Source organism: Bacillus sp. ISL-45, from assembly GCF_018613195.1.
Taxonomy (GTDB): Bacteria; Bacillota; Bacilli; order Bacillales; family Cytobacillaceae; genus Mesobacillus.
The window spans coordinates 16,371-35,440 of record NZ_JAGGQQ010000019.1; the positions used below are offsets into that span (position 1 = coordinate 16,371).

Annotated in this window: 19 protein-coding genes; 14 read left to right on the plus strand and 5 right to left on the minus strand. The window is 42.1% G+C overall.

The genetic code is table 11. The features are described from left to right. The first annotated feature begins 248 nt into the window (after positions 1-248). From J7E35_RS19215 to J7E35_RS19225, 3 genes are all read left to right on the plus strand, one after another. The gene (locus J7E35_RS19215) at positions 249-1,025 is read left to right on the plus strand and encodes a TerC family protein (protein ID WP_214782663.1); all 777 of its coding nucleotides are present in this window, start codon (positions 249-251) and stop codon (positions 1,023-1,025) included. A gap of 159 nt (positions 1,026-1,184) precedes the next feature. After that, positions 1,185-2,816 (plus strand): acetolactate synthase large subunit, encoded by a 1,632-nt coding sequence (locus tag J7E35_RS19220; RefSeq protein ID WP_214782666.1) that lies wholly within the window; start codon positions 1,185-1,187, stop codon positions 2,814-2,816. 17 nt (positions 2,817-2,833) lie between these two features. Continuing rightward, positions 2,834-4,261 carry an aldehyde dehydrogenase family protein gene (locus tag J7E35_RS19225; protein WP_251041093.1) on the plus strand — a complete coding sequence of 476 codons (1,428 nt, stop codon included), beginning with the start codon at positions 2,834-2,836 and terminating at the stop codon, positions 4,259-4,261. 48 nt (positions 4,262-4,309) lie between these two features. On the opposite strand, the gene J7E35_RS19230 is transcribed toward J7E35_RS19225, so the two are convergent. From J7E35_RS19230 to J7E35_RS19245, 4 genes are all read right to left on the minus strand, one after another. Then, a complete protein-coding gene (locus tag J7E35_RS19230; RefSeq protein ID WP_214782671.1) occupies positions 4,310-4,768 on the minus strand; it encodes a hypothetical protein in 459 nt (152 codons plus the stop codon). Positions 4,769-4,770: 2 nt separating this feature from the next. Then, positions 4,771-5,559, minus strand: coding sequence for a hypothetical protein (locus J7E35_RS19235; RefSeq protein WP_214782674.1), 789 nt, complete (start codon positions 5,557-5,559; stop codon positions 4,771-4,773). Between the two features lie 299 nt (positions 5,560-5,858). Next, positions 5,859-6,617, minus strand: coding sequence for a nucleotidyltransferase domain-containing protein (locus J7E35_RS19240; protein WP_214782677.1), 759 nt, complete (start codon positions 6,615-6,617; stop codon positions 5,859-5,861). Continuing rightward, complete coding sequence (locus J7E35_RS19245; RefSeq protein WP_214782681.1) at positions 6,617-7,471, minus strand: patatin-like phospholipase family protein; 855 nt, start codon at positions 7,469-7,471, stop codon at positions 6,617-6,619. Before J7E35_RS19245 ends, J7E35_RS19240 begins: the two co-directional genes overlap by 1 nt. A gap of 338 nt (positions 7,472-7,809) precedes the next feature. Here J7E35_RS19245 and cls point away from each other — a divergent pair, with 338 nt between their 5' ends. The 7 genes from cls to J7E35_RS19280 all read left to right on the plus strand — a co-directional run bounded on the left by cls (position 7,810) and on the right by J7E35_RS19280 (position 13,122). Next, positions 7,810-8,991, plus strand: a complete 1,182-nt coding sequence (cls, locus tag J7E35_RS19250; protein WP_214782683.1) for a cardiolipin synthase — start codon at positions 7,810-7,812, stop codon at positions 8,989-8,991. 85 nt (positions 8,992-9,076) lie between these two features. Next, the gene (locus tag J7E35_RS19255; protein WP_251041095.1) at positions 9,077-9,811 is read left to right on the plus strand and encodes a phosphatase PAP2 family protein; all 735 of its coding nucleotides are present in this window, start codon (positions 9,077-9,079) and stop codon (positions 9,809-9,811) included. 85 nt (positions 9,812-9,896) lie between these two features. Beyond that, positions 9,897-10,742: a metallophosphoesterase gene (locus tag J7E35_RS19260; protein WP_353049977.1), complete on the plus strand. Its 846-nt coding sequence runs from the start codon at positions 9,897-9,899 to the stop codon at positions 10,740-10,742. Positions 10,743-10,841: 99 nt separating this feature from the next. After that, positions 10,842-11,144: a hypothetical protein gene (locus tag J7E35_RS19265; protein ID WP_214782685.1), complete on the plus strand. Its 303-nt coding sequence runs from the start codon at positions 10,842-10,844 to the stop codon at positions 11,142-11,144. A 111-nt stretch (positions 11,145-11,255) separates the two neighbouring features. Further along, positions 11,256-12,281, plus strand: coding sequence for a processed acidic surface protein (locus J7E35_RS19270; protein ID WP_214782688.1), 1,026 nt, complete (start codon positions 11,256-11,258; stop codon positions 12,279-12,281). Next, a complete protein-coding gene (locus J7E35_RS19275) occupies positions 12,281-12,901 on the plus strand; it encodes a class D sortase (protein WP_251041097.1) in 621 nt (206 codons plus the stop codon). The genes J7E35_RS19270 and J7E35_RS19275 overlap by 1 nt, the downstream gene beginning before the upstream one ends. A gap of 20 nt (positions 12,902-12,921) precedes the next feature. After that, entirely contained in the window at positions 12,922-13,122 is a 201-nt protein-coding gene (locus J7E35_RS19280; RefSeq protein ID WP_214782691.1) for a hypothetical protein, read from the plus strand. 123 nt (positions 13,123-13,245) lie between these two features. Here J7E35_RS19280 and J7E35_RS19285 read toward each other — a convergent pair whose 3' ends face one another. Next, positions 13,246-13,992: an AAA family ATPase gene (locus J7E35_RS19285; RefSeq protein WP_214782694.1), complete on the minus strand. Its 747-nt coding sequence runs from the start codon at positions 13,990-13,992 to the stop codon at positions 13,246-13,248. Positions 13,993-14,600: 608 nt separating this feature from the next. Here J7E35_RS19285 and J7E35_RS19290 point away from each other — a divergent pair. The 4 genes from J7E35_RS19290 (at position 14,601) to J7E35_RS19305 (ending at position 19,065) form a co-directional block, all read left to right on the plus strand. Next, on the plus strand, positions 14,601-14,834 hold the full coding sequence (locus J7E35_RS19290; RefSeq protein WP_214782697.1) for a glutaredoxin family protein: 234 nt from the start codon (positions 14,601-14,603) through the stop codon (positions 14,832-14,834). 324 nt (positions 14,835-15,158) lie between these two features. Continuing rightward, positions 15,159-15,704, plus strand: coding sequence for a signal peptidase I (lepB, locus tag J7E35_RS19295; protein WP_214782700.1), 546 nt, complete (start codon positions 15,159-15,161; stop codon positions 15,702-15,704). 611 nt (positions 15,705-16,315) lie between these two features. Continuing rightward, a complete protein-coding gene (locus J7E35_RS19300) occupies positions 16,316-17,056 on the plus strand; it encodes a PAS domain S-box protein (RefSeq protein WP_214782703.1) in 741 nt (246 codons plus the stop codon). A 350-nt stretch (positions 17,057-17,406) separates the two neighbouring features. After that, the gene (locus J7E35_RS19305) at positions 17,407-19,065 is read left to right on the plus strand and encodes a catalase (RefSeq protein WP_483297669.1); all 1,659 of its coding nucleotides are present in this window, start codon (positions 17,407-17,409) and stop codon (positions 19,063-19,065) included. The last annotated feature ends 5 nt before the right edge of the window (positions 19,066-19,070 follow it).

The window sequence follows — 19,070 nt, forward strand, 5'->3', positions numbered from 1 at the left end:
TTCTGAAAAACAAAAATGTTGAATATTTTCTTGAAAAAATATAGAGTATTATAGTCTCAACCATTATTCTGTTGGTAAGTTTATCTATTGCTTTTAAAAGGTATATGGATATAGGGAAATAAGGAAGACATAGAATAACGCTCAGTAAACTAAGCAATATTCGTGAGGATTTTGCAAGGCTTAATGGGTAATTCTATTGTTAATGAGACATCTACATATGAATTGTGGAAAAGGAAGGAGAGAGTTTGATGGAAGGAATTTGGCTTGAATATGCCTGGGCATTATTGATATTGATCGGTCTTGAAGGTTTGCTATCGGCTGACAATGCTCTTGTACTGGCAATCATAGCAAAACATTTACCTGATGATCAGAAGAAAAAGGCGATAAGTTACGGAATCATGATGGCATTTATTTTCAGGTTTGGGGCTCTATTTGCGATATCATTCATTGCAAACGTCTGGCAGGTACAGGCAATCGGTGCAGCTTACCTGCTTTACCTGGGACTGAAGCATGTCATCCAGGCTAAATTTGGTAAGGAAAATGAAAATATTCGTAAGGAAGAGGAGAAGGAAGCAAGAGGAATGGGCTTCTGGCCGACTGTTGGTAAAATTGGTTTAGCAGACCTTGCGTTTGCGATTGATTCCATTCTTGCAGCGGTAGCTCTTGCGCTCGGGCTTCCAGATTCACCGCTAGGAGATTTTGGCGGAATGGATGGCGGAAAGTTCCTTGTAGTTGTTCTTGGAGGAATCGCAGGCCTGATCTTGATTAAATACGCAGCTACCTGGTTCGTTAAGCTGCTTGATCAGCGTCCAGCATTGGAAACAACCGCATATGCAATCGTGGCATGGGTTGGTGTGAAACTAGCAGTCATTACTCTTGCACATGAAGACATTGCGGTATTGCATCATGATTTCCCTCATAGCACACTTTGGACAACCATCTTCTATGGTGTATTAATAGCAATAGCCCTTCTAGGTTGGTTTGCTCCAGCCAAAAAAACTAAGGGTGAAGGCAACTCTTTATAATGAATGAAGCAAAAAGTGCGTGTAATCCAGAATGGATTTTCCGCACTTTTTTTTGTTGCTCTTGAGCCTCCGGAATCTCCTGAAAGTTTAACAGTACTCCCGCGTGGAATAGTCCTTTATAAGAACTCAATTATCTATTCCAAGTAAAGGAGTGTTGGTATGAACGCAGCAGAGTTAATGATTAAATGTTTGGAACGTGAGGGAGTGGAATATATATTCGGTGTTCCCGGTGAGGAAAACCTTGACATTATGGACGCTCTCCTCGATTCGAGTATTGAATTCATAGTTACTAGGCATGAAACGAATGCCGCTTTTATGGCTGGGACATACGGAAGATTAACGGGTAAGCCGGGTGTTTGCCTTGCGACTCTTGGACCAGGCGCGACGAATCTTTTAACAGGAGTGGCCAATTCAAATATGGATCACAGTCCCATTGTGGCAATTACAGGACAGGCAGGGCTGGACCGCCAGCATAAGATTTCCCACCAATATTATGACCTGGTTTCGATTTTCGAGCCGGTGACGAAGTGGAATACACAGGTGAAAAAGGCTGAAATCATTCCTGAGGTTGTCCGGAAAGCATTTGATGTGGCACAGGGTGAAAAGCCAGGAGCCACCCATATAGACTTGCCGGAGGATATTGCCGCAATGGAAGTTGAAGGAAATCCTCTGGAAATAAGTGAACCGACAATGATGGAAGCAGGAGAGCGAGTCATCAAGGATGCTGCTAAGCTAATGGAACAGGCTAAGCATCCACTGATCCTTGCTGGAATGGGTGTTGAAAGGGGACAGGCTGAGAATAGCCTTAGAGGTTTCGCTGAAAAAGCGGATATTCCGGTCGTTCATACGTTCATGGGGAAAGGAGCGATTTCCTGGAAAAATGATTTAAGTCTGCTGACGGCAGGCATTGCTGGCAAAGACTACATTACCTGTGGATTCGAACAAGCTGATTTAATCATTGCGATCGGTTTTGATATGGCTGAATATCCGCCGAAAAACTGGAACCCCCATGGAGAAAGCCCTATTTTACACATCGATACAATAGAAGCCGAAACAGATGCTAATTATCCTGTAAAGCATAGCGTGATTGGAGATATAAAGGAAAACCTCTTGCAGCTGGAAAATGTCATCTCATCCATGGAAAGAGATAATAAGTGGGTTTCCCATGTAAGAGAGAAAACACTTGATGAATTCCAGTCCTATGCAGAGGACACTGGGTTTCCTGTCAAACCACAGAAAATCATCTCAGATCTCAGGTCCGTCATGAATGATGAAGACATTGTCATCTCGGATGTCGGGGCCCATAAAATGTGGATGGCGAGAATGTACCATACATTTGAACCGAATACTTGCCTGATCTCAAATGGTCTTGCATCCATGGGAATAGCCGTCCCGGCCGCCATCGCTGCAAAAATGGTCCATCCGGAACGTAATGTTGTCGCCGTCGTTGGTGACGGTGCTTTTCAAATGTCGAGTGCCGAACTTGAAACGGCAAAGAGATTGAATCTGCCCATTATCATCCTCTTATGGCGAGATGGCGGCTATGGCCTGATAGAATGGAAGCAGATGAAGGAGTTTAACAGACCGTCGAATATCAAGTTCGGCAACCCTGATTTTATCCAGCTTGCAAAATCATACGGTTTCGAAGCGATTGGGATAGAAGAAGGGGGAGAACTGAAGGATGCCATCAAGAAAGCGGCCGAGATGAATAAGCCAGTGTTAATCGATTGCCCTGTTGACTATAGCGAGAATATGAAGCTAACCGAGAAACTAGGTGAAATTTTATGCTAGAAACAGGAGGGAATGTCATGAAAATTGCGTCGATCATCGATGGTGCTGAAAGGATTGATAGCAGCAGTGAGACGATGGAAGTGAGGAATCCCTACAGCGGCGAGTTGGTTGCCGAGATGACCCTTGCGAATGAAAAGCTTATGGAAGAAGCGATCGAGAACAGCCGTCAGGCATTCCAGCGAACAATGAAAAAGATGCCTGCTCATGAAAGATCGGATATTCTGCGCAGGGCATCGGATCTGCTAGAGGAAAAGCAGGAAGAGTTTGCCGAAATTATCGCTATGGAAGCCGGCAAGCCAATCAAGCATAGCCGGGCGGAAATCAAACGCTCGATTCAAGTTATCCGTTTCTCAAGTGAACTGTCCAAGCATATGGAGGGAGAGGTGTTGCCCATGGATGCAGCTCTCCGCGGGGATAACCGTATGGGCATGGTTAAACGCGTGGCCATGGGTGTTATAGGCGCGATTACTCCTTTTAATTTCCCGCTTAATCTTTCGCTGCATAAGATTGCCCCGGCTATTGCTGCCGGCAATACGGTCATTTTTAAGCCGGCTGAAAAAACACCTGTATCAGCGTATATGCTTGCGAAGCTTTTCAAGGAGGCAGGCCTTCCAGACGGGGTATTGAATCTTGTGCTTAGTACCGGTAAGGTAGCAGGATCCACCCTTGTTCCCCACAAGGATGTCCCGAAAATTACCTTTACAGGAAGCCTGACAGTCGGAAAAATCATCCGCGATACAGCCGGTTTCAAAAAGGTCACAATGGAGCTTGGTTCCAATTCACCAAACATCGTTTTTGAAGATGCCGATATTGATGATGCGGTCGAACGCCTTGTGAATGCTGCGTTCGGTTACTCAGGCCAGGTTTGTGTATCGGCCCAAAGAATTTATGTCCAGGAAAGTGTCTATGACGAGTTCCTCAAAAAGTATGTTGAGGCAACGAAAAATTTAAAAATCGGTGATCCGCTTGGGGAAGAAACCGATTTTGGTCCGATGATTGATGAAAACGCCGCGAAAAGAATCCAGGATTGGGTTGAAGAAGCTAGGAGTGAAGGAGCAACAATCGAAACTGGCGGAGACAGAAAGGGCACATTGATGTACCCGACAATCATTACCAACGTCAAAAAAGACATGAAGGTCGTCAAAGAAGAAGCGTTCGCGCCGATTGTGACCGTGATACCATTTAAAACGGAAGAAGAAGCGATTGAAAATACAAATGACTCGATCTATGGACTACAGGCTGGCGTATTCACGAAAGATATCAGCCGTGCTTACCGGGTCGCAGACAGCCTGGAAATGGGCGGCGTCTGGATCAATGAATCCTCCGTCTTCCGCCAGGATAATTATCCATACGGAGGAGTGAAATTGAGCGGACTTGGAAGAGAAGGCGTTAAGTATGCAATGGAAGAGATGACTGAATTGAAGTTTATAGGGGTTCGTCTGTAAAAAGAAGGAAGCTTAAAGGCTTCCTTTTTTGGTTAGCTATTTTTCGTATTATTTCACTTTTGCAACTCCTAGTGCAAAGTGCCCAAATAATATATTTTCAACCATCTCGGCTTGAGAATCCTCACAATCGACAATAACAATCAATTCGGATTGAAACCCTTTTAACAATCTTCGCTTCTTTTTAATGATTATTTCAGTAAACAGGCGAATGGCAAATCCGATCAGTGCTCCGATAGCTGCACCGATCAACCCCCAATAAATAGGTCCCCACGCCAGCTTGAACCCGATACTGGCACCAATGACTGAAAATGCAGTAGCCAGTGCTGCCCCAATATCGATTAGTGATGTTCCATCTGAACGATGGATATTATCAAAAAGTTTGCGCTCCTCCATACGGTTATCAAGAGGGACTACAAAAATATCCTCCTTTTTAATTCCCTTTTTTTCAAGAGTGGCCATAGCCATTTCAATATGCACACTGTGTTCAAAGGTTGAAAATAGCTGCATTGTTAGTCCACCTTTTGTCCTTTCAGCACACGAAAGGAAGGAGATTGGTATTTTTCCTGGAAATAGGCGCGCTGCTCTTTCTCGTATAACTTGTTATTTTCAACAGTATTTATATAAGCGTCAAAAACTGCAAAGCCATAATGAGAAGGGAAGAATAAGAGCCACTCAGGATTGACAACTGAAGTTGCCTTTGCTATTTCTCCTAAAAATAAAAGTGAAATAGCTTCCAGAGCGTGGGAGTAATAAAAAAAGACAACGCACCAAAGGATGACAAAAAAAGCAGTCACGATTCGGTGAATATAAAGTTGACCTAAGCCGGGTACAAATAAGGACCAAATTACAGCCATGAAAGGATTTCTTTTATCCAAATAATTAATTTCCATTGCGCCTATACTGAAGGAGTTAAATCTGTGCTCCTCACGTTCTGCCATTAAGTATATTTTATTTAAATCTACGGTTGTCCGGTAACTATCCCAGATTCCGAATATATAAACCGGGATATATAGTAATAACCACCTTGTATCCAATATGTCCTTTGCCATATCAATCTCACCTTGAAAAGAATAAATCATTGCTAGATTAACATTAGCTTTTATATTTACCACGACTTCCCAGATAAATAAAACAAAACCCCGCAAATACTTTGATAACATCAGATGTCCAAATCCAGGAAAGGCAGCACTCCACCAAGCGATGATATAAGGGTTTCTAAGATGAATCTGGGTGGTCCCCAGTGTGCTGACATGTGCGATGTACCTTCTTGCAGTGTTGTCGTTAGTATAATTGTCCATTAGTTCCCCCGTGCGAAGTTCTTTTTATCATCTTTTCCTGATAAAGCTATTTCATTCACCTCCAAGAACATCATGTGACCCACGGGGGAGGAAACTTAAAATTAAAGCATATACCAAGCAAGATGTGTGACCATAATGAAGAACCGAGAATTTAGTGCACAAACAAGGTTTGGTAGTGAGATTAACGGAATTGTATTAATTAATTGGAGGGTTTAGCCTTCAAGTTGAATTTGGAAAGTTTAAGTGAGGGGGATCAGGAACCTGCCAGACTTTCATGGAAGGCTCCGATCAATACCGAGCTAATTCGAGATTACCTTGTCCCATAATGGTTTAATTTTCTCAGGGTTAGGCAGTTCTCTAAACATCCAGTCTCCTTCACGATTCAAAAAATCAAGAAGATAAACTGCAGCGTTTTGATGTTTTTGCGGAGTGATGTTTTCTTGGATTCCAAGCAATTTTTTAATGACGGCATCAGGGAGTGAGGTTTTCACTGTTTTCATTCCTAACTGAGCCCGTTCTGGTTTGTATCTGTAGAGCAGGACTCTGGCTAGATGTGTCATAACATGATTGAGCAGGTTAACTGACCATAAATCATTCCCTCGTGCCGCAGATTTTTTATATTGATAGAGAAACCAGGCAATGTCATCCACTGCATCCTGGTACTCCCCGGGAGATAAGCTGAGGCTCTGCGATGCCTTGTATTTTTCCATTCGATGGTGCGGGTCGTGTATGATCTTGAAAAAGTCTTTCTCAATGAAAGTTGTCTCTGTCACAGTAAACAAATCTACATGAAGCATATCTTCATATACGGCTAGTATTTGCGGCGCAACGATGAAAATGTCATCGAGAAAAAGTAATTTTCCATATGACTCAAGATGGCTTATGCGACTCTGCAGGAAACCATTCAAATCTTTTTCATCAACAAGGCAATACAAATCTAAATCAGAAAATTCGTCCTGCTCACCGCGCCCGACTGATCCTTTCACAAAAATAGCTTGAACTCTTGGGTCATGTTTAAGGCTGCTCGCTAAAACTTCAAGTGCATCTTTTAACGTCATCATTTCTCTCCCAGCCAGTCTGTCAACACATCAACACTTTCCTTAGCATCTTCATATCCGACTTCATACAATTGAGTCAGCTTATCAGGATTGCGCTCAACTCGTCCTACCTTAAGATCTTTTGAGGGCCTAATAACGAATATCTCTTTTTTGGCTTCAAGTTCTTCAATGTAGTCAAGCGTTTCATTATACATCTTATAGCGCGTCTCAAGGGCAGTGTGCAGCCCTTTATATTCCTTATACACATAACGGGTCATCCGGGACAACGACGATTTTTTCTTGCGATACCCTTTTGGTTTCGTCAGGACAATGACTTTTTTTAGTACACCATCAGCCATTGCTTTCCTTACAGGGATTGGGTCAGCAATGCCGCCATCCATAAGCGTTCTTCCCTCGAACTCGATGGCCGGGGCCATGAATGGCAGTGTACTGGATGCTCTGATGATTTTTAGGAAATCGTCAGGTATATCATTTTTATCAAAATAAACGGGTTCGCCGGTAACGCAATCAGTTGTGCCGACAAGAAAGGTTTCCGCAGCACTGTTGAAGGATTCAAAATCAAACGGAACGAGCTCATTTGGAAGCTTATCAAAAATAAAGTCCATTCCGAATAATTCCTTTTTGAAAAGCAAATTCCGATAGGAAATATAATCACGATGTTGAACATAATCAATCGTTACTTGCCTGTTTCGCCCCGGCTGCCTGGCAACATAGGAAGACCCCTGGCAAGCACCTGCAGAAACCCCGATCACATACGGGAAAAACAACTCATTCTCCAAAAAATACTCCAATACCCCCGCAGTGTAGACACCTCTCATGCCTCCACCCTCAAGAATCAGACCACTGCTAAACACGCTTACTCCCCCTTAAACCTATTTCTATCAGTCTCATGTTGTTTTTTATAAAAATAGTCTATCACAGCATATTAGGATTTGTTCAATTTATGTTTGAGAAAATAAAATCCCATAAGCTACCCTATATAGGTCAGGGACCAAGATGCAACAGTGTTTTAGCCGTAAAGTATTCAGGGCTATGGTGGACGGGCTTTCAAATTCAAAGAGGAATTCAAAAGTGTGCATTTAAAGGATCTGGTAACAAGATGTTAGAGAACCGAGCGTTATGACTTCGTTTACTCCCTAGTTTGGCGGGTATAGGCGAATATAGGATGTTTTGTCGGAGGGAGATTGGTATTGTGAGGGTTTTACGGTTAGTAGGTTTATTATTCATTTGGATGAGAGTGGACTTTATGCTGGGAAAAAAGTTAAGGTCCCGGCAGCTTCGTGAATATCCAGTGCGGCGCGGTGAGACAGAGTTTTTCGGGAATGGAACTTATTATTTCGATAAACTCTTTCATGATATTACGGAAGCGGAATCCACGATTCATCTATCATTTTATCGATTTAAACACGATTCTTTCGGCATGAAATTGCTTGAGTTGTTAGAGAAAAAGGCAAAGGAGGGAGTAAAGGTCCGGCTTCTGCTAGACTTAGTCGGAAGCATCCATTTCCCCAGGAAAGCAGTCAACGATTTAAAGAGAATTGGGATAGAGTTCGCTTATTCCCATAAACCTTCATTTCCCTTATTCTTCACTACTCTTAACAGGAGAAATCATCATAAAATTATCGTTTTGGATGGACAGATTGGGTATTTGGGCGGTTTTAATGTTGGCGATAACTATGCAGAAAAGGATTCGGAAATCGGATTCTGGCGTGATTACATGGTTAGGATTAATGGAAGCGGTACGGAGGATTTACAAAAAGAATTTTTGGAGGATTGGGTAAAGGCTGGAATGGAGTGTAATGAAAGCGACTCGCTTTATCCTCAAAAGGAAGACGGAGATTCATACTTCAGGATGATTTCTTCATGTGGAGGATTTCTCGATGAGAAATTATTACCGCTGATTCATTCTGCAGACAAGAGTATAATCTTGGGTTCTCCTTATTTTGTTCCAACTCCAGAGGTGAAGACGGCCCTGGTGAATGCAAAAGAACGCGGAGTGGAGATTAAGATTGTCTTACCAGAAAAGTCAGACCATCTTTTGGTCAAGGAGAGAGCATTTGAAGAATTTTCAGACCTCATTCCTAAAGGAATCAAGTTGTACCTCTACAAAAAAGGATTTTACCATGCCAAAATCATGCTTTTAGATGATAATGCTGCTTATGTTGGAACTTCCAACTTCGATGTCCGCAGTTTCCGCACAAATGATGAAATGATCCTTTTTACGAGGGATAAGAAAATGCTGGAAGAAATCGCTGATAATCTTCAAGCTGACTTTGAAAATAGTGAGAAGCAAGAGCTCCATAATGTGCAGGGGAGAGGGGCTCCCTCAAGAGTGAAGAGGACGCTGGCAAAATTATTCCAAAACTTTTTATAGAGTTTCGAATTTTTTCCTGGGCCGTTAATGCTTGTAAAAGCAAAACTAAAACAAAAATAACGGTTTAGCAGAAAGGAGTGTCGCCTTGGAAACGAACAAACAAAAAGCAAAGAAGGTCGGATTTCCGTTCCTGTTGATGATTGCAGGGATTGCGTTTTCTGTCCTTTTTATTATTCTATTTGCCAATTTGGCGGAGGAAATGCTGGAAAAAGAGGTTGACGCCTTTGATGAGGCAATTATCAACTGGTTTAAATCGATAGAAAACGGCACATTGGACCAAATTATGATTTTTGGTACGGAGCTTGGCTCTGTTTGGTTTTTAACAGTATGTACAATTGCGGCCATCATCGGATTATGGGTAACAGCAAGGGATAAATGGGGGATTCTTTTCCTCGTGGTCGGAATCGGTGGTGGAGGTCTGCTGACAACCTTGTTAAAACACCTATATGAACGGGGACGTCCATCAATCAATCCGGAAATCGATGCGATTGGCTATAGCTTTCCCAGCGGGCATTCGATGGGTTCGCTGATCTTTTATGGATTTATCGCCTATTTCATTGTCCGGTCTATCCAAAAGAGAGCATTCAAGTGGCTGGTGATTCTGGCTGCAGGGTTTCTCATACTTTGGATTGGGTCGACACGGATTTATTTGGGTGCTCATTACCCAAGTGATGTCTTGGCTGGTCATTTAGCTGGAGCTATTTGGTTGATTCTGACCATTCTTGCACTGGAATGGGTAGAGTGGCAAAGCGCCAACTCCATAAGCCCAACACAAGTTTTTAAGAGATTCATAGGGAAACATTTGAATTTTTTAAGTTAGAAGGGAGACGGTCAAAATTTTTAAAAAAAATAAACTAGGAAAAATCGTAGGGCTGATTCTCGTCGGCATCCTGATTTGGGGATTAGTGGAACCTTATTTTTTAGATATTGAGAATGAGAAGGCAGCTATTCCGAACCTTCCACAAGAATGGGAAGGGAAGGAAGTGGCGGTGTTTGGAGATTTTCAGGTCGGTATGTGGATGGATAACACAAAAACTGTAGAGGATGCTGCTGAAAAAATCGCCGAAATGCAGCCTGATGTAGTCCTGATTATCGGAGATTTTATCTACCATTCGCTTGAGGATCCAGATGCAGAAATGCAAAAGGTTGAAAAGCTGATCAACCCTCTGGTAAAAACGGATATTCCTATATTCGCTGTGCTCGGGAATCATGATTACAATATGCATAACAAAAAGGACGATCCCAAGAAAGAATCTGCCCAACATGTAAAGGCCTCACTTGAAGAGATGGGAATCACAGTGCTGCACAACCGCTCTGTTCCTTTAAATTTGACAAAGGAAAATGAAGTAGTAATCGGAAAGCCCCAAGAAAGTAGTTTTTATTTAGCCGGATTAGGGGCACGCTGGCCTGATAATGCAAAACCAGCGAAGGCAGTGAGTGATATTCCATATGCTGCTCCCCGAATGATTATGATGCATAACCCAGAAACATTTGCGAAGCTTCCGGCAAATTCTGCACCAATTGCAGTCGCCGGACATACGCACGGAGGGCAATTTAGAATTCCGTTTGCACCGGAGTGGTCCTATAAAAGTCTGGTGGCTGAAGACAGGGCTACGGTAGATGGATGGATCGACGATTTTGGAGCCAAGGGAAACCATCTGTATGTAAACAGGGGAATCGGTTTTAGTGATCTTCCGCTGAGAATCAATACACCCCCGGAGATTACCGTATTTACACTGACAGAAGCCTAGGATTAAAGAAGACGTTTATCGCATTTTGTGTCGGGTAACAGATTAATATAAGGCTAAAGCATTAGTTTGCTAATCAAATTAAAAGGAGTGAAGTCATCTATGAAAAAAAGAAATCTACTACTAGCTTTACCTTTAGGAGCAGGTTTGGTTTTGGGAGGCTGCGCAGAAGGTGCGCAGGAGGATACAGAGGAACCGAATACTGAAGAGGTTGAAGTAGAACACAATAAACTAGAATCAGAATCAAATGGGACGGAATCGAATGGAGAAGAAGGCAATACAGGAATGGATGAAGAGGAACCAGATTTGGATGAAGAACCATCTGAAGAAGAAGGGAACGCTGGAATGGACGAAGAAGAGCCTGATCTGGATGAGGAACCTTCTGAAGAAGCAAACGGAAACTAAAGTTTGGTCATTTAAAATAAAAAACCAGCGCCTATTGAATCTATAGGCGCTGTAATTTTTTAGGAACCTGGACAACTGATAACTGATAACAGAAATGAAGGAGGCAAAATCATGAAAAAAAAGGTTATTCCCTTTGCAGTAGTATCAACCTTAGTTTTTGCACCGCTAACTACGGGAGCAGTTGAATATAATGACGTAAAAGAGCAATATCCAGCTACGACGTCATGGACAGAGGTGGACTGGAACAATTATCTTGAGGATAATTTTGGGTCACAATTAGATGATTATGACACCATGAATGAATTGGAAGCTGATATTGGTGAACCAATAGATGTCAATCAACTAGCTGACGGTAATCTAGATCAGAATGTACTGGACATCATTGAAAGGTACAACATGGATGCCAGTGAACTTGCAGCATTCTTAGAGGAATACGACAACAAGGACAATATCCACTTTGCTGGCGATTTGGCAAAGGCCTTGGATGAAGGTGGATTCGTTGACGAAAATGGTACAGACGATAGCAATGGGGGTGCTGGATCAGATAATAATGAGGACCTAGTTTCAGATAATGACAATGAAGGTACTGATTCAAATCAAAACAGTGATGCTGCAGTTACAGATAATAACAATGAAGACAATACCACTAATGAAACTGATGCTAATAGCCAAAACGAAGATACAACAACAGATACACTGGATGAAGCCCAGCTAGAGGAAACCTACCTGGTACCTCTGGGATGGACGGTTGATGAATTCAACCAATATTTAAGTGACAATTACGAAACAGACCTGAATGATTACACTTTGTTTAAGGACCTGGAAGCTGAGGTTGGCCCGCTAATTACCGACGAGAACGAATTAGAACTAATTGAAGAATACGGGTTAACACCTGAAGAGTACGAAATCTTGTTGGCGGAATACGGGGAAAGTCCGGATGATTATTATTTCCTCAATGATCTGCGAGAGTCTCTAGACTATTATACAAGCGATCAGCCTGAGGAAGCAGGGACAGAAAAGGGCGGTGACATGCCTGATACGGCCACAAATTCCCTTGCCTATGTTTTGCTAGGAGCCGGACTCATAACGCTTGGCGGGATTACATTGAGAGCGCGTAAACGTTTCGGTGATAACTAATGAGCAAAGGTAAAAAGAATGGTAAGCGGGAATGGATTGTTCCCGCTATTGCCTTCTTCCTGATCATATCAGGTATGTATTTGGCAGGAACCCACGCATATAGCTGGGCAAAAGGTTTCATGGCCGTGGAGAAGGATAGTGATGGAGTAAGCATCAGGAATATGGAAAAACAAATGGATGGAAAATCAGGAAGTTCAAATCCCGAAAGACCTGAACAAGGTGAAAAGATTGGGGAAATTTCCATTCCAAAGCTGGGCATGTCCGTTCCGATCTACGAAGGAACCAATGAGGAAGAGCTTGGTAAAGGAGCCGGACATTACTCGAACAGTGTCATGCCAGGTGAAGAGAATAACACCGTCATTTCAGGACATCGGGATACCGTCTTCCGCAGTCTGGAGAATGTCGGAGAAAATGATTTAGTTGAAGTCGAAACAGCCGAAGGAAAATATACCTATCGAATCGAAAAGGTCAGGATTGTCGATGCGGAAGATCCAACTGTTATCGTCCCGAAGCCTGAGGCAACCTTAACTTTAACAACCTGCTATCCATTCACCTACATCGGTGATGCCCCTGAACGTTATGTACTAGTTGGAAACCTGATAGACTCATCGGAAAAATAACTGATCATGGAGGGATTACCTTGAAAAAGAACTTACTGATCGCGGTCCCGCTTGGACTATCCCTTGTTCTTGGAGGATGTTCCGAAGGGCAGGACGAAAGAGTCCATGAAGAAGAACCAGCCGAAGACAGGCCAGTTGAAGATACTGATTCGGAATTTAATAATGATGATTATAAACTGGATGAAGAAGAAACAGCTAGTGACGAGGACGAGGAGTTGTAACCTGGCATGCAAAGCAGTCTGTTGGTAAATCATTAAGCCAAGTTGGTCACCAATTATTCGGAATTGGTGACCTTTTTTTACTGGAGCATAGCGGTTTAGCTGCTTCGTGTCCTTTAAAGACGGTTAGTCTTCCAATAAATGATGAATCATCCTTGGTGTATTTTCGAAAAATTGTTTCATGATGCGATAATGATTCGTATCTTCGAGCTTTCTTTTAAAAATGCCTTCTTCACTGAACTCATAGATTGCTGCATCTGGATAGGCCATGATGATGGGAGAATGCGTGGCTATGATCAGCTGGGAGTTTTCATTGATAAGATCGTGAATTCTTGTCAGCATCGACATCTGCCGTAACGGAGAGAGAGCAGCTTCAGGTTCATCCAAAATATAAATGCCATTCCCGCGGAAACGGTGAAGAAAGGTTGAGAAGAAAGCTTCTCCGTGTGACTGTTTGTGTAAGGACTCTCCGCCAAATGAATCAATAACCTTTGGGCCGATACCCTCACGATCCAACTCTTCTATATTTGAAGCCACATTATAAAAGCTCTCGGCACGGAGGAAAAATCCATCCTGCGGTCTTTCTATTCCTTTCACAATCCGTAAATAATCCCCCAAATCTGAATGGGAGTCATAGGTGGAAAAATTGAAATTATATGAACCGCCTTCAGGATTAAAACCAAGACCAACTGCAATAGCTTCAAGTAAAGTCGATTTTCCCATCCCATTCTCACCAATCAGAAAGGTGACCTTTGGGTGGAGTATCAGTTCGTCCAATGCTTTGAAGCTCGGGAGATTGAACGGATATTCCTGAAAAGAGGGCACATCATCTCTTTTGAGGCTGACACTTCTGACATATTGCCAATTCAACATGGATTTACCGCCTGACGTTTCTTTTTTCTTTATTTTATCATGAGCAAAATTGAAAATGGAAAAAATACTTGAAAATTACCAATTCGCTATAAAAAAGGGAAACTCGCTATAAAAAAGATAAACTCGCTATAAAACTGTCTTGCAGCATGATTAAGTTCTAAATCTAGATCGTAAAATTACGTTAGAAAGCAAGTACAAACCATTTTAGGAAGTGATTTTCATTTTTAGCGCGATAATATTATTCATTTTGGCAGGATTAGCCGAAATTGGCGGAGGCTAAGGAGGAAAACCGTTTTATTGGCGAATAGGAGGGGGGCTGGCAACAATGAACGAATTTAAGCACGTACATATATTGTTCGCGTTCACTTTAATCGTGCTTGGTGTCCAGGACCTGATAGTGAAAAGATCATTTTTTTCGTAATGCATCATCGAACTTGCCGCTTTGATTATAGTCCTTTCTCTCTCTTAGCTGGATACCTCCTATCCTGTTTTTTTTTCGTGAAATAGGGAAAAACATAGGTATCCCGATGCTTCTTTTTTGCATAATTTTAGCATTTCTGGGAAAATACAATATAGGGTATTTGAAAATAATGAAGGAGGCATACACAATGAACGATATTACTGTTTACACTACAAACACTTGACCTTACTGCACAATGATGAAACAATTCCTTGAGGGTCAAGGATTAAACTACAAAGAAGTAAATGTCCAATACGATCAAGAGGCTGCGCAAAAACTGGTTGAAGAAACCGGCCAGATGGGTGTGCCGCAAACAAAGGTGAATGGCAACTGGGTTCTCGGTTTTGACCCGGATACACTAATGCAGTATGTAAAAAAATAATCTTAACCAGAAAAGGGGCTTACGCCTCTTTTTTTGTTTTTGGCTCTATTCTCAAACTTTGTTGCTATTGACTACAAAAAAGGATTGAATGACCTATTTTTATTCGAAAAGTTTCCTCTTTTGTGAGAAAAGAGCATGCAAACTTAATACCGACCTGCAAAATGGCTTACATTACATTAAAATCGGCTTTTAGGATATTATCAACAATCTTTACGAACAGTCTTGTTTTTTCAGGAGCCTGCGAAAATTTAATCGAGAGGAAGGAATTCCAATGACGAATGTGGAATAAAATCCCATAGAGACATTAGGAAAGGATGACGGGATATGGCAAAAGAGCGGAATGAGATTTGGGAATGGGTGAAGGCAATTCTAATTGCGATAATACTGGCTTTTGTTGTTCGAGCCTTTTTGATGACTCCGATTGAAGTAAAAGGGGCCTCTATGGAGCCAACTTTGCACAGCCAGGAAAGGATGTTCGTAACGAAAATCGGCGAACCGAAACGATTTGATATAGTTGTTTTCCATGCAACCGAGGACACGGATTATATCAAGCGGGTCATTGGACTTCCTGGAGATCGGGTGGAATACAAAGATGATGTACTTTATATAAATGGAAAGTCGTATGCTGAGCCCTATTTGGATGAAAACAAAAAGCAGGTTAATCATGGGCCACTAACCGGTTCGTTCACACTAAGCGAAACACCAGTTGGGAGTGATGTAGTTCCAGAAGGGCATATTTTTGTGCTGGGCGATAACAGAAGAGATAGCAGAGACAGCCGGCATATTGGAGCTGTTCCGATTGATAGTATAGTTGGAACAACAAAGTTTGTTTATTATCCTTTAAAAGAAATGAAGATAATTGGTGAGTAACTAATTGCGTTGATCCACTGGATCAGCGCTTTTTTTATTCCTTTTGCTTATAAACATAGACTTTCTCCGCACTAAAACCATTTGAAAGGAATGGCTGACCCGCGAGAAATAAAGAAACCCTCCACTTCCGCAGTATGTTCGTAATAAAGCTTCAACCAGGGAATTGTAAAAATTTGTCCGATTAAGTGGAGGAAACCAGTTGTAAAAAGGAGGGAACCAAGAGCCACTGCCCAGGCTTTTGAATGTCATTCAATCACCTCCTGCTTTGTATATGTCTTACTTCGGAAAGATTGCAACCTTCTCTGCTTTGAGCAGAATGCCCTAAAGTGTTTAGCAGATAACCCTAGGTGTGAATAGTAAGATTTGGTATAATGAAAAAAAAACGGACGATAGGCAGGTAAAAGTGAACGCGCTCGATCGCATAAATCTAAATAAATTCTTCAACAGGTAACCTAGTGGCTCCTTCCAAAGATTAATAGAAGAATCTCATTACAGACACTTTTATCAACAGGAAAAAGAGCTCTGCAGAACTGATACAGGATGGCTGGCTTCATTTTTTTGTCGAAAATCAAGGCGGCGGAAAAAAGACAGACAAATACGGGGGAAATATAATGTCTAGTGTAGTTCAATCAGAAATCTTTCTTTCTACAATGTTAAACTCGGTAACTGAGGCAGCAATGGCCCTTGACCCTCAATATAATGTGATATTTATTAATGATTTGGCAAAGGAAATTCTAGGTGTAAAGAATGATAATGTAAAAGGCAGAAACGTTTATGATGTTTGGCCGGATGCCCCAGACGATGTCCGTTTTGTAGAGAAAACAGTCAGGGATAAAGAAGAATATTATGTAAAGGCAATGCCTTATAAATGGGGAAAGTATGATAAATATTTGGATATCCGAACCTCCATTTTAGAACATAAATCAAAATTTATGGGTGCAGCGGTGTATTTCATGGACGTTACAGATACGATTTCCATCCAAAAGGAATTAAATGAACGAATTGATGAATTATCTGCTACGCTTATTCCGCTAAAAAATAAGGTCGCCCTACTTCCAATTTATTGGGCTCCAGGGCAGTCAGGATTGAAACTCGAACGGACACTGAAACAAGTGACTGAAAAAACAGTTAAATCGTTGATCATTGATTTATCAACTGTCAGAGAACCTGATGCAGAGTTTATAGAATCACTAAAAAAAGCCAAACAAGCCCTTGGATTGCTAGGAGTAGAAGTTTTAATTAGCGGTGTACGTCCAGAAATGGCAAGAAAATGGGTGGAAACCGAAACAGCTTTAGACGACTTAAAGTTTATAAACAATGTCATCACAGGATTGAATAGATACATAGATTAAAAGCGCAGGGAGTGAATCCGGCGCTTTTTTTCTCGAATTTTTTGGCCTGAGTGCAATATTCACAACTTGTTAAAAGAGCTCGTTTAGTTAATAGTTTATTAGGGTATAAACTGGGTGAAATGGAATTTTTTTATGAAGACTATATGGTTCCTTCTTAAAAGATGCCTTACATACTGAAGAAAACAAAAATATATGGATTGTGAACCTGGGGAATCCGTTCACAAAGGTACAACAATGTATCAACTTAATTATCCATATAGGTTGTAATGCATATGGAATCCTGATACATTGTATAAATTTCCCACACGGAGATATGATATGGTGGAAGAATTTAAGGAGGTTTTTTCAAATTGGCTGAGAACATGGATAAATACTCTTCAAGCGGAGATGACATGAAACGAGAGAAGCTGACGACACGCCAGGGGCATCCGGTTAGGGATAATCAAAATATCCGCACTGTTGGCAATCGAGGTCCGGCAACTCTTGAGAATTATCACTTTATCGAAAAAATTTCCCACTTCGACCGTGAAGAGGTACCTGAACGGGTGGTACACGCCCGTGGATCTGGTGCGTTCGGTTATTTTGAAACATACGGAAAAGTAGGCGATGAGCCTGTCGAGAAGTATACTCGTGCAAAAGTCTTTTCAGGTGCAGGAAAGAAAACACCTCTAATGGTCCGTTTCTCGACGGTTGCTGGAGCGAAGGATTCACCGGAAACGGCACGTGATCCTCGCGGCTTTGCGGTTAAAATGTATACAGAAGATGGCAACTGGGATCTAGTCGGCAATAACCTGAAGATTTTCTTTATCCGAGATGCAATGAAGTTTCCTGATATGATTCATGCATTCAAAGCTGACCCGGCTTCTAATGTGCCAAATCCAGAGCGCATGTTTGACTTCGTCTCAAGAACACCTGAGGCTACACATATGATTACATTCCTATTCTCACCATGGGGTATTCCGGCTACATATCGCCACATGCAGGGTTCTGGTGTTAATACTTATAAATGGGTAAATGAAAAAGGTGAGGCAGTGCTGGTGAAATATCACTGGGAGCCGAAGCAAGGAATCCGCAACCTGACACAAGAGGAAGCTAATGAAATTCAGGCGAAAAATGTAGGACATGCAACCCAGGATCTATATGAAGCGATTGAGCGTGGAGACTATCCAGAATGGGAGCTCTTTGTCCAGATCATGGAGGATGACTACCATCCAGAACTCGATTTTGATCCGCTCGATGATACAAAGCTTTGGCCAGAAGATCAATTCCCATGGCTGCCGGTAGGACGTATGGTTCTTGATCGCAATCCAGTTGATTTCCATTCTGAAATTGAGCAGGCTGCATTCGGTACTGGAGTTTTAGTTGATGGTATGGACTTCTCGGATGATAAAATGCTGCAAGGACGCACTTTCTCATACTCTGATACACAGCGCTATCGTATTGGTGCTAATTACCTGAAGCTGCCGGTCAATGCCCCGAAAGCGCCAGTTCGCACTAACCAGCATCGAGGCCAGATGGATGTGCGTGATCCGAAAGAGTCAGGAGACAATCCACATATCAATTATGAGCCATCGATGTTGGGAGGCTTTAAGGAAACGGGTAATGAAGGCCACCCGCCACATCAGCCATCCTATAATGCAGCGGTGATGAGCGCGCCAATTGACCGTCCGAATAACTACGGACAAGCTGGACACACATATCGCAGCTTTGATGACTGGGAGCGCGATGAGTTGATCAATAACCTTTCAGACGCCCTTGCTGCATGCAACAAAAAGATCCAGGATGCGATGATTGAACACTTCACACAAGCTGATGAAGACTATGGCCGCCGCGTGAAGGAAGGAATCGAAATGCGCATGAAGGTACTAGGAGCAATGGCTAAGGAAGACAAAGTTCCAGGCCGTGAATCTGGTAACTCTAAATATGGCCAGGGTGGACAAGGTTCATTAGCTGCCAATGAAGCAACAAAAGATGCTGTGAAGAAAAGTCACGAAACAGGTCCATATTAATGTTA

Bases quoted from the DNA above. Each gene is read 5' to 3' on its own strand.
- J7E35_RS19215 (WP_214782663.1), top strand. From the start codon at position 249: ATGGAAGGAATTTGGCTTGAATATGCCTGGGCATTATTGATATTGATC.
- J7E35_RS19285 (WP_214782694.1), bottom strand. From the start codon at position 13,992: ATGTTGAATTGGCAATATGTCAGAAGTGTCAGCCTCAAAAGAGATGAT.
- J7E35_RS19230 (WP_214782671.1), bottom strand. From the start codon at position 4,768: ATGCAGCTATTTTCAACCTTTGAACACAGTGTGCATATTGAAATGGCT.
- J7E35_RS19235 (WP_214782674.1), bottom strand. From the start codon at position 5,559: ATGGACAATTATACTAACGACAACACTGCAAGAAGGTACATCGCACAT.
- J7E35_RS19225 (WP_251041093.1), top strand. From the start codon at position 2,834: ATGAAAATTGCGTCGATCATCGATGGTGCTGAAAGGATTGATAGCAGC.
- J7E35_RS19265 (WP_214782685.1), top strand. From the start codon at position 10,842: ATGAAAAAAAGAAATCTACTACTAGCTTTACCTTTAGGAGCAGGTTTG.
- J7E35_RS19300 (WP_214782703.1), top strand. From the start codon at position 16,316: ATGTCTAGTGTAGTTCAATCAGAAATCTTTCTTTCTACAATGTTAAAC.
- J7E35_RS19220 (WP_214782666.1), top strand. From the start codon at position 1,185: ATGAACGCAGCAGAGTTAATGATTAAATGTTTGGAACGTGAGGGAGTG.
- J7E35_RS19240 (WP_214782677.1), bottom strand. From the start codon at position 6,617: ATGACGTTAAAAGATGCACTTGAAGTTTTAGCGAGCAGCCTTAAACAT.
- J7E35_RS19270 (WP_214782688.1), top strand. From the start codon at position 11,256: ATGAAAAAAAAGGTTATTCCCTTTGCAGTAGTATCAACCTTAGTTTTT.
- J7E35_RS19275 (WP_251041097.1), top strand. From the start codon at position 12,281: ATGAGCAAAGGTAAAAAGAATGGTAAGCGGGAATGGATTGTTCCCGCT.
- lepB (WP_214782700.1), top strand. From the start codon at position 15,159: ATGGCAAAAGAGCGGAATGAGATTTGGGAATGGGTGAAGGCAATTCTA.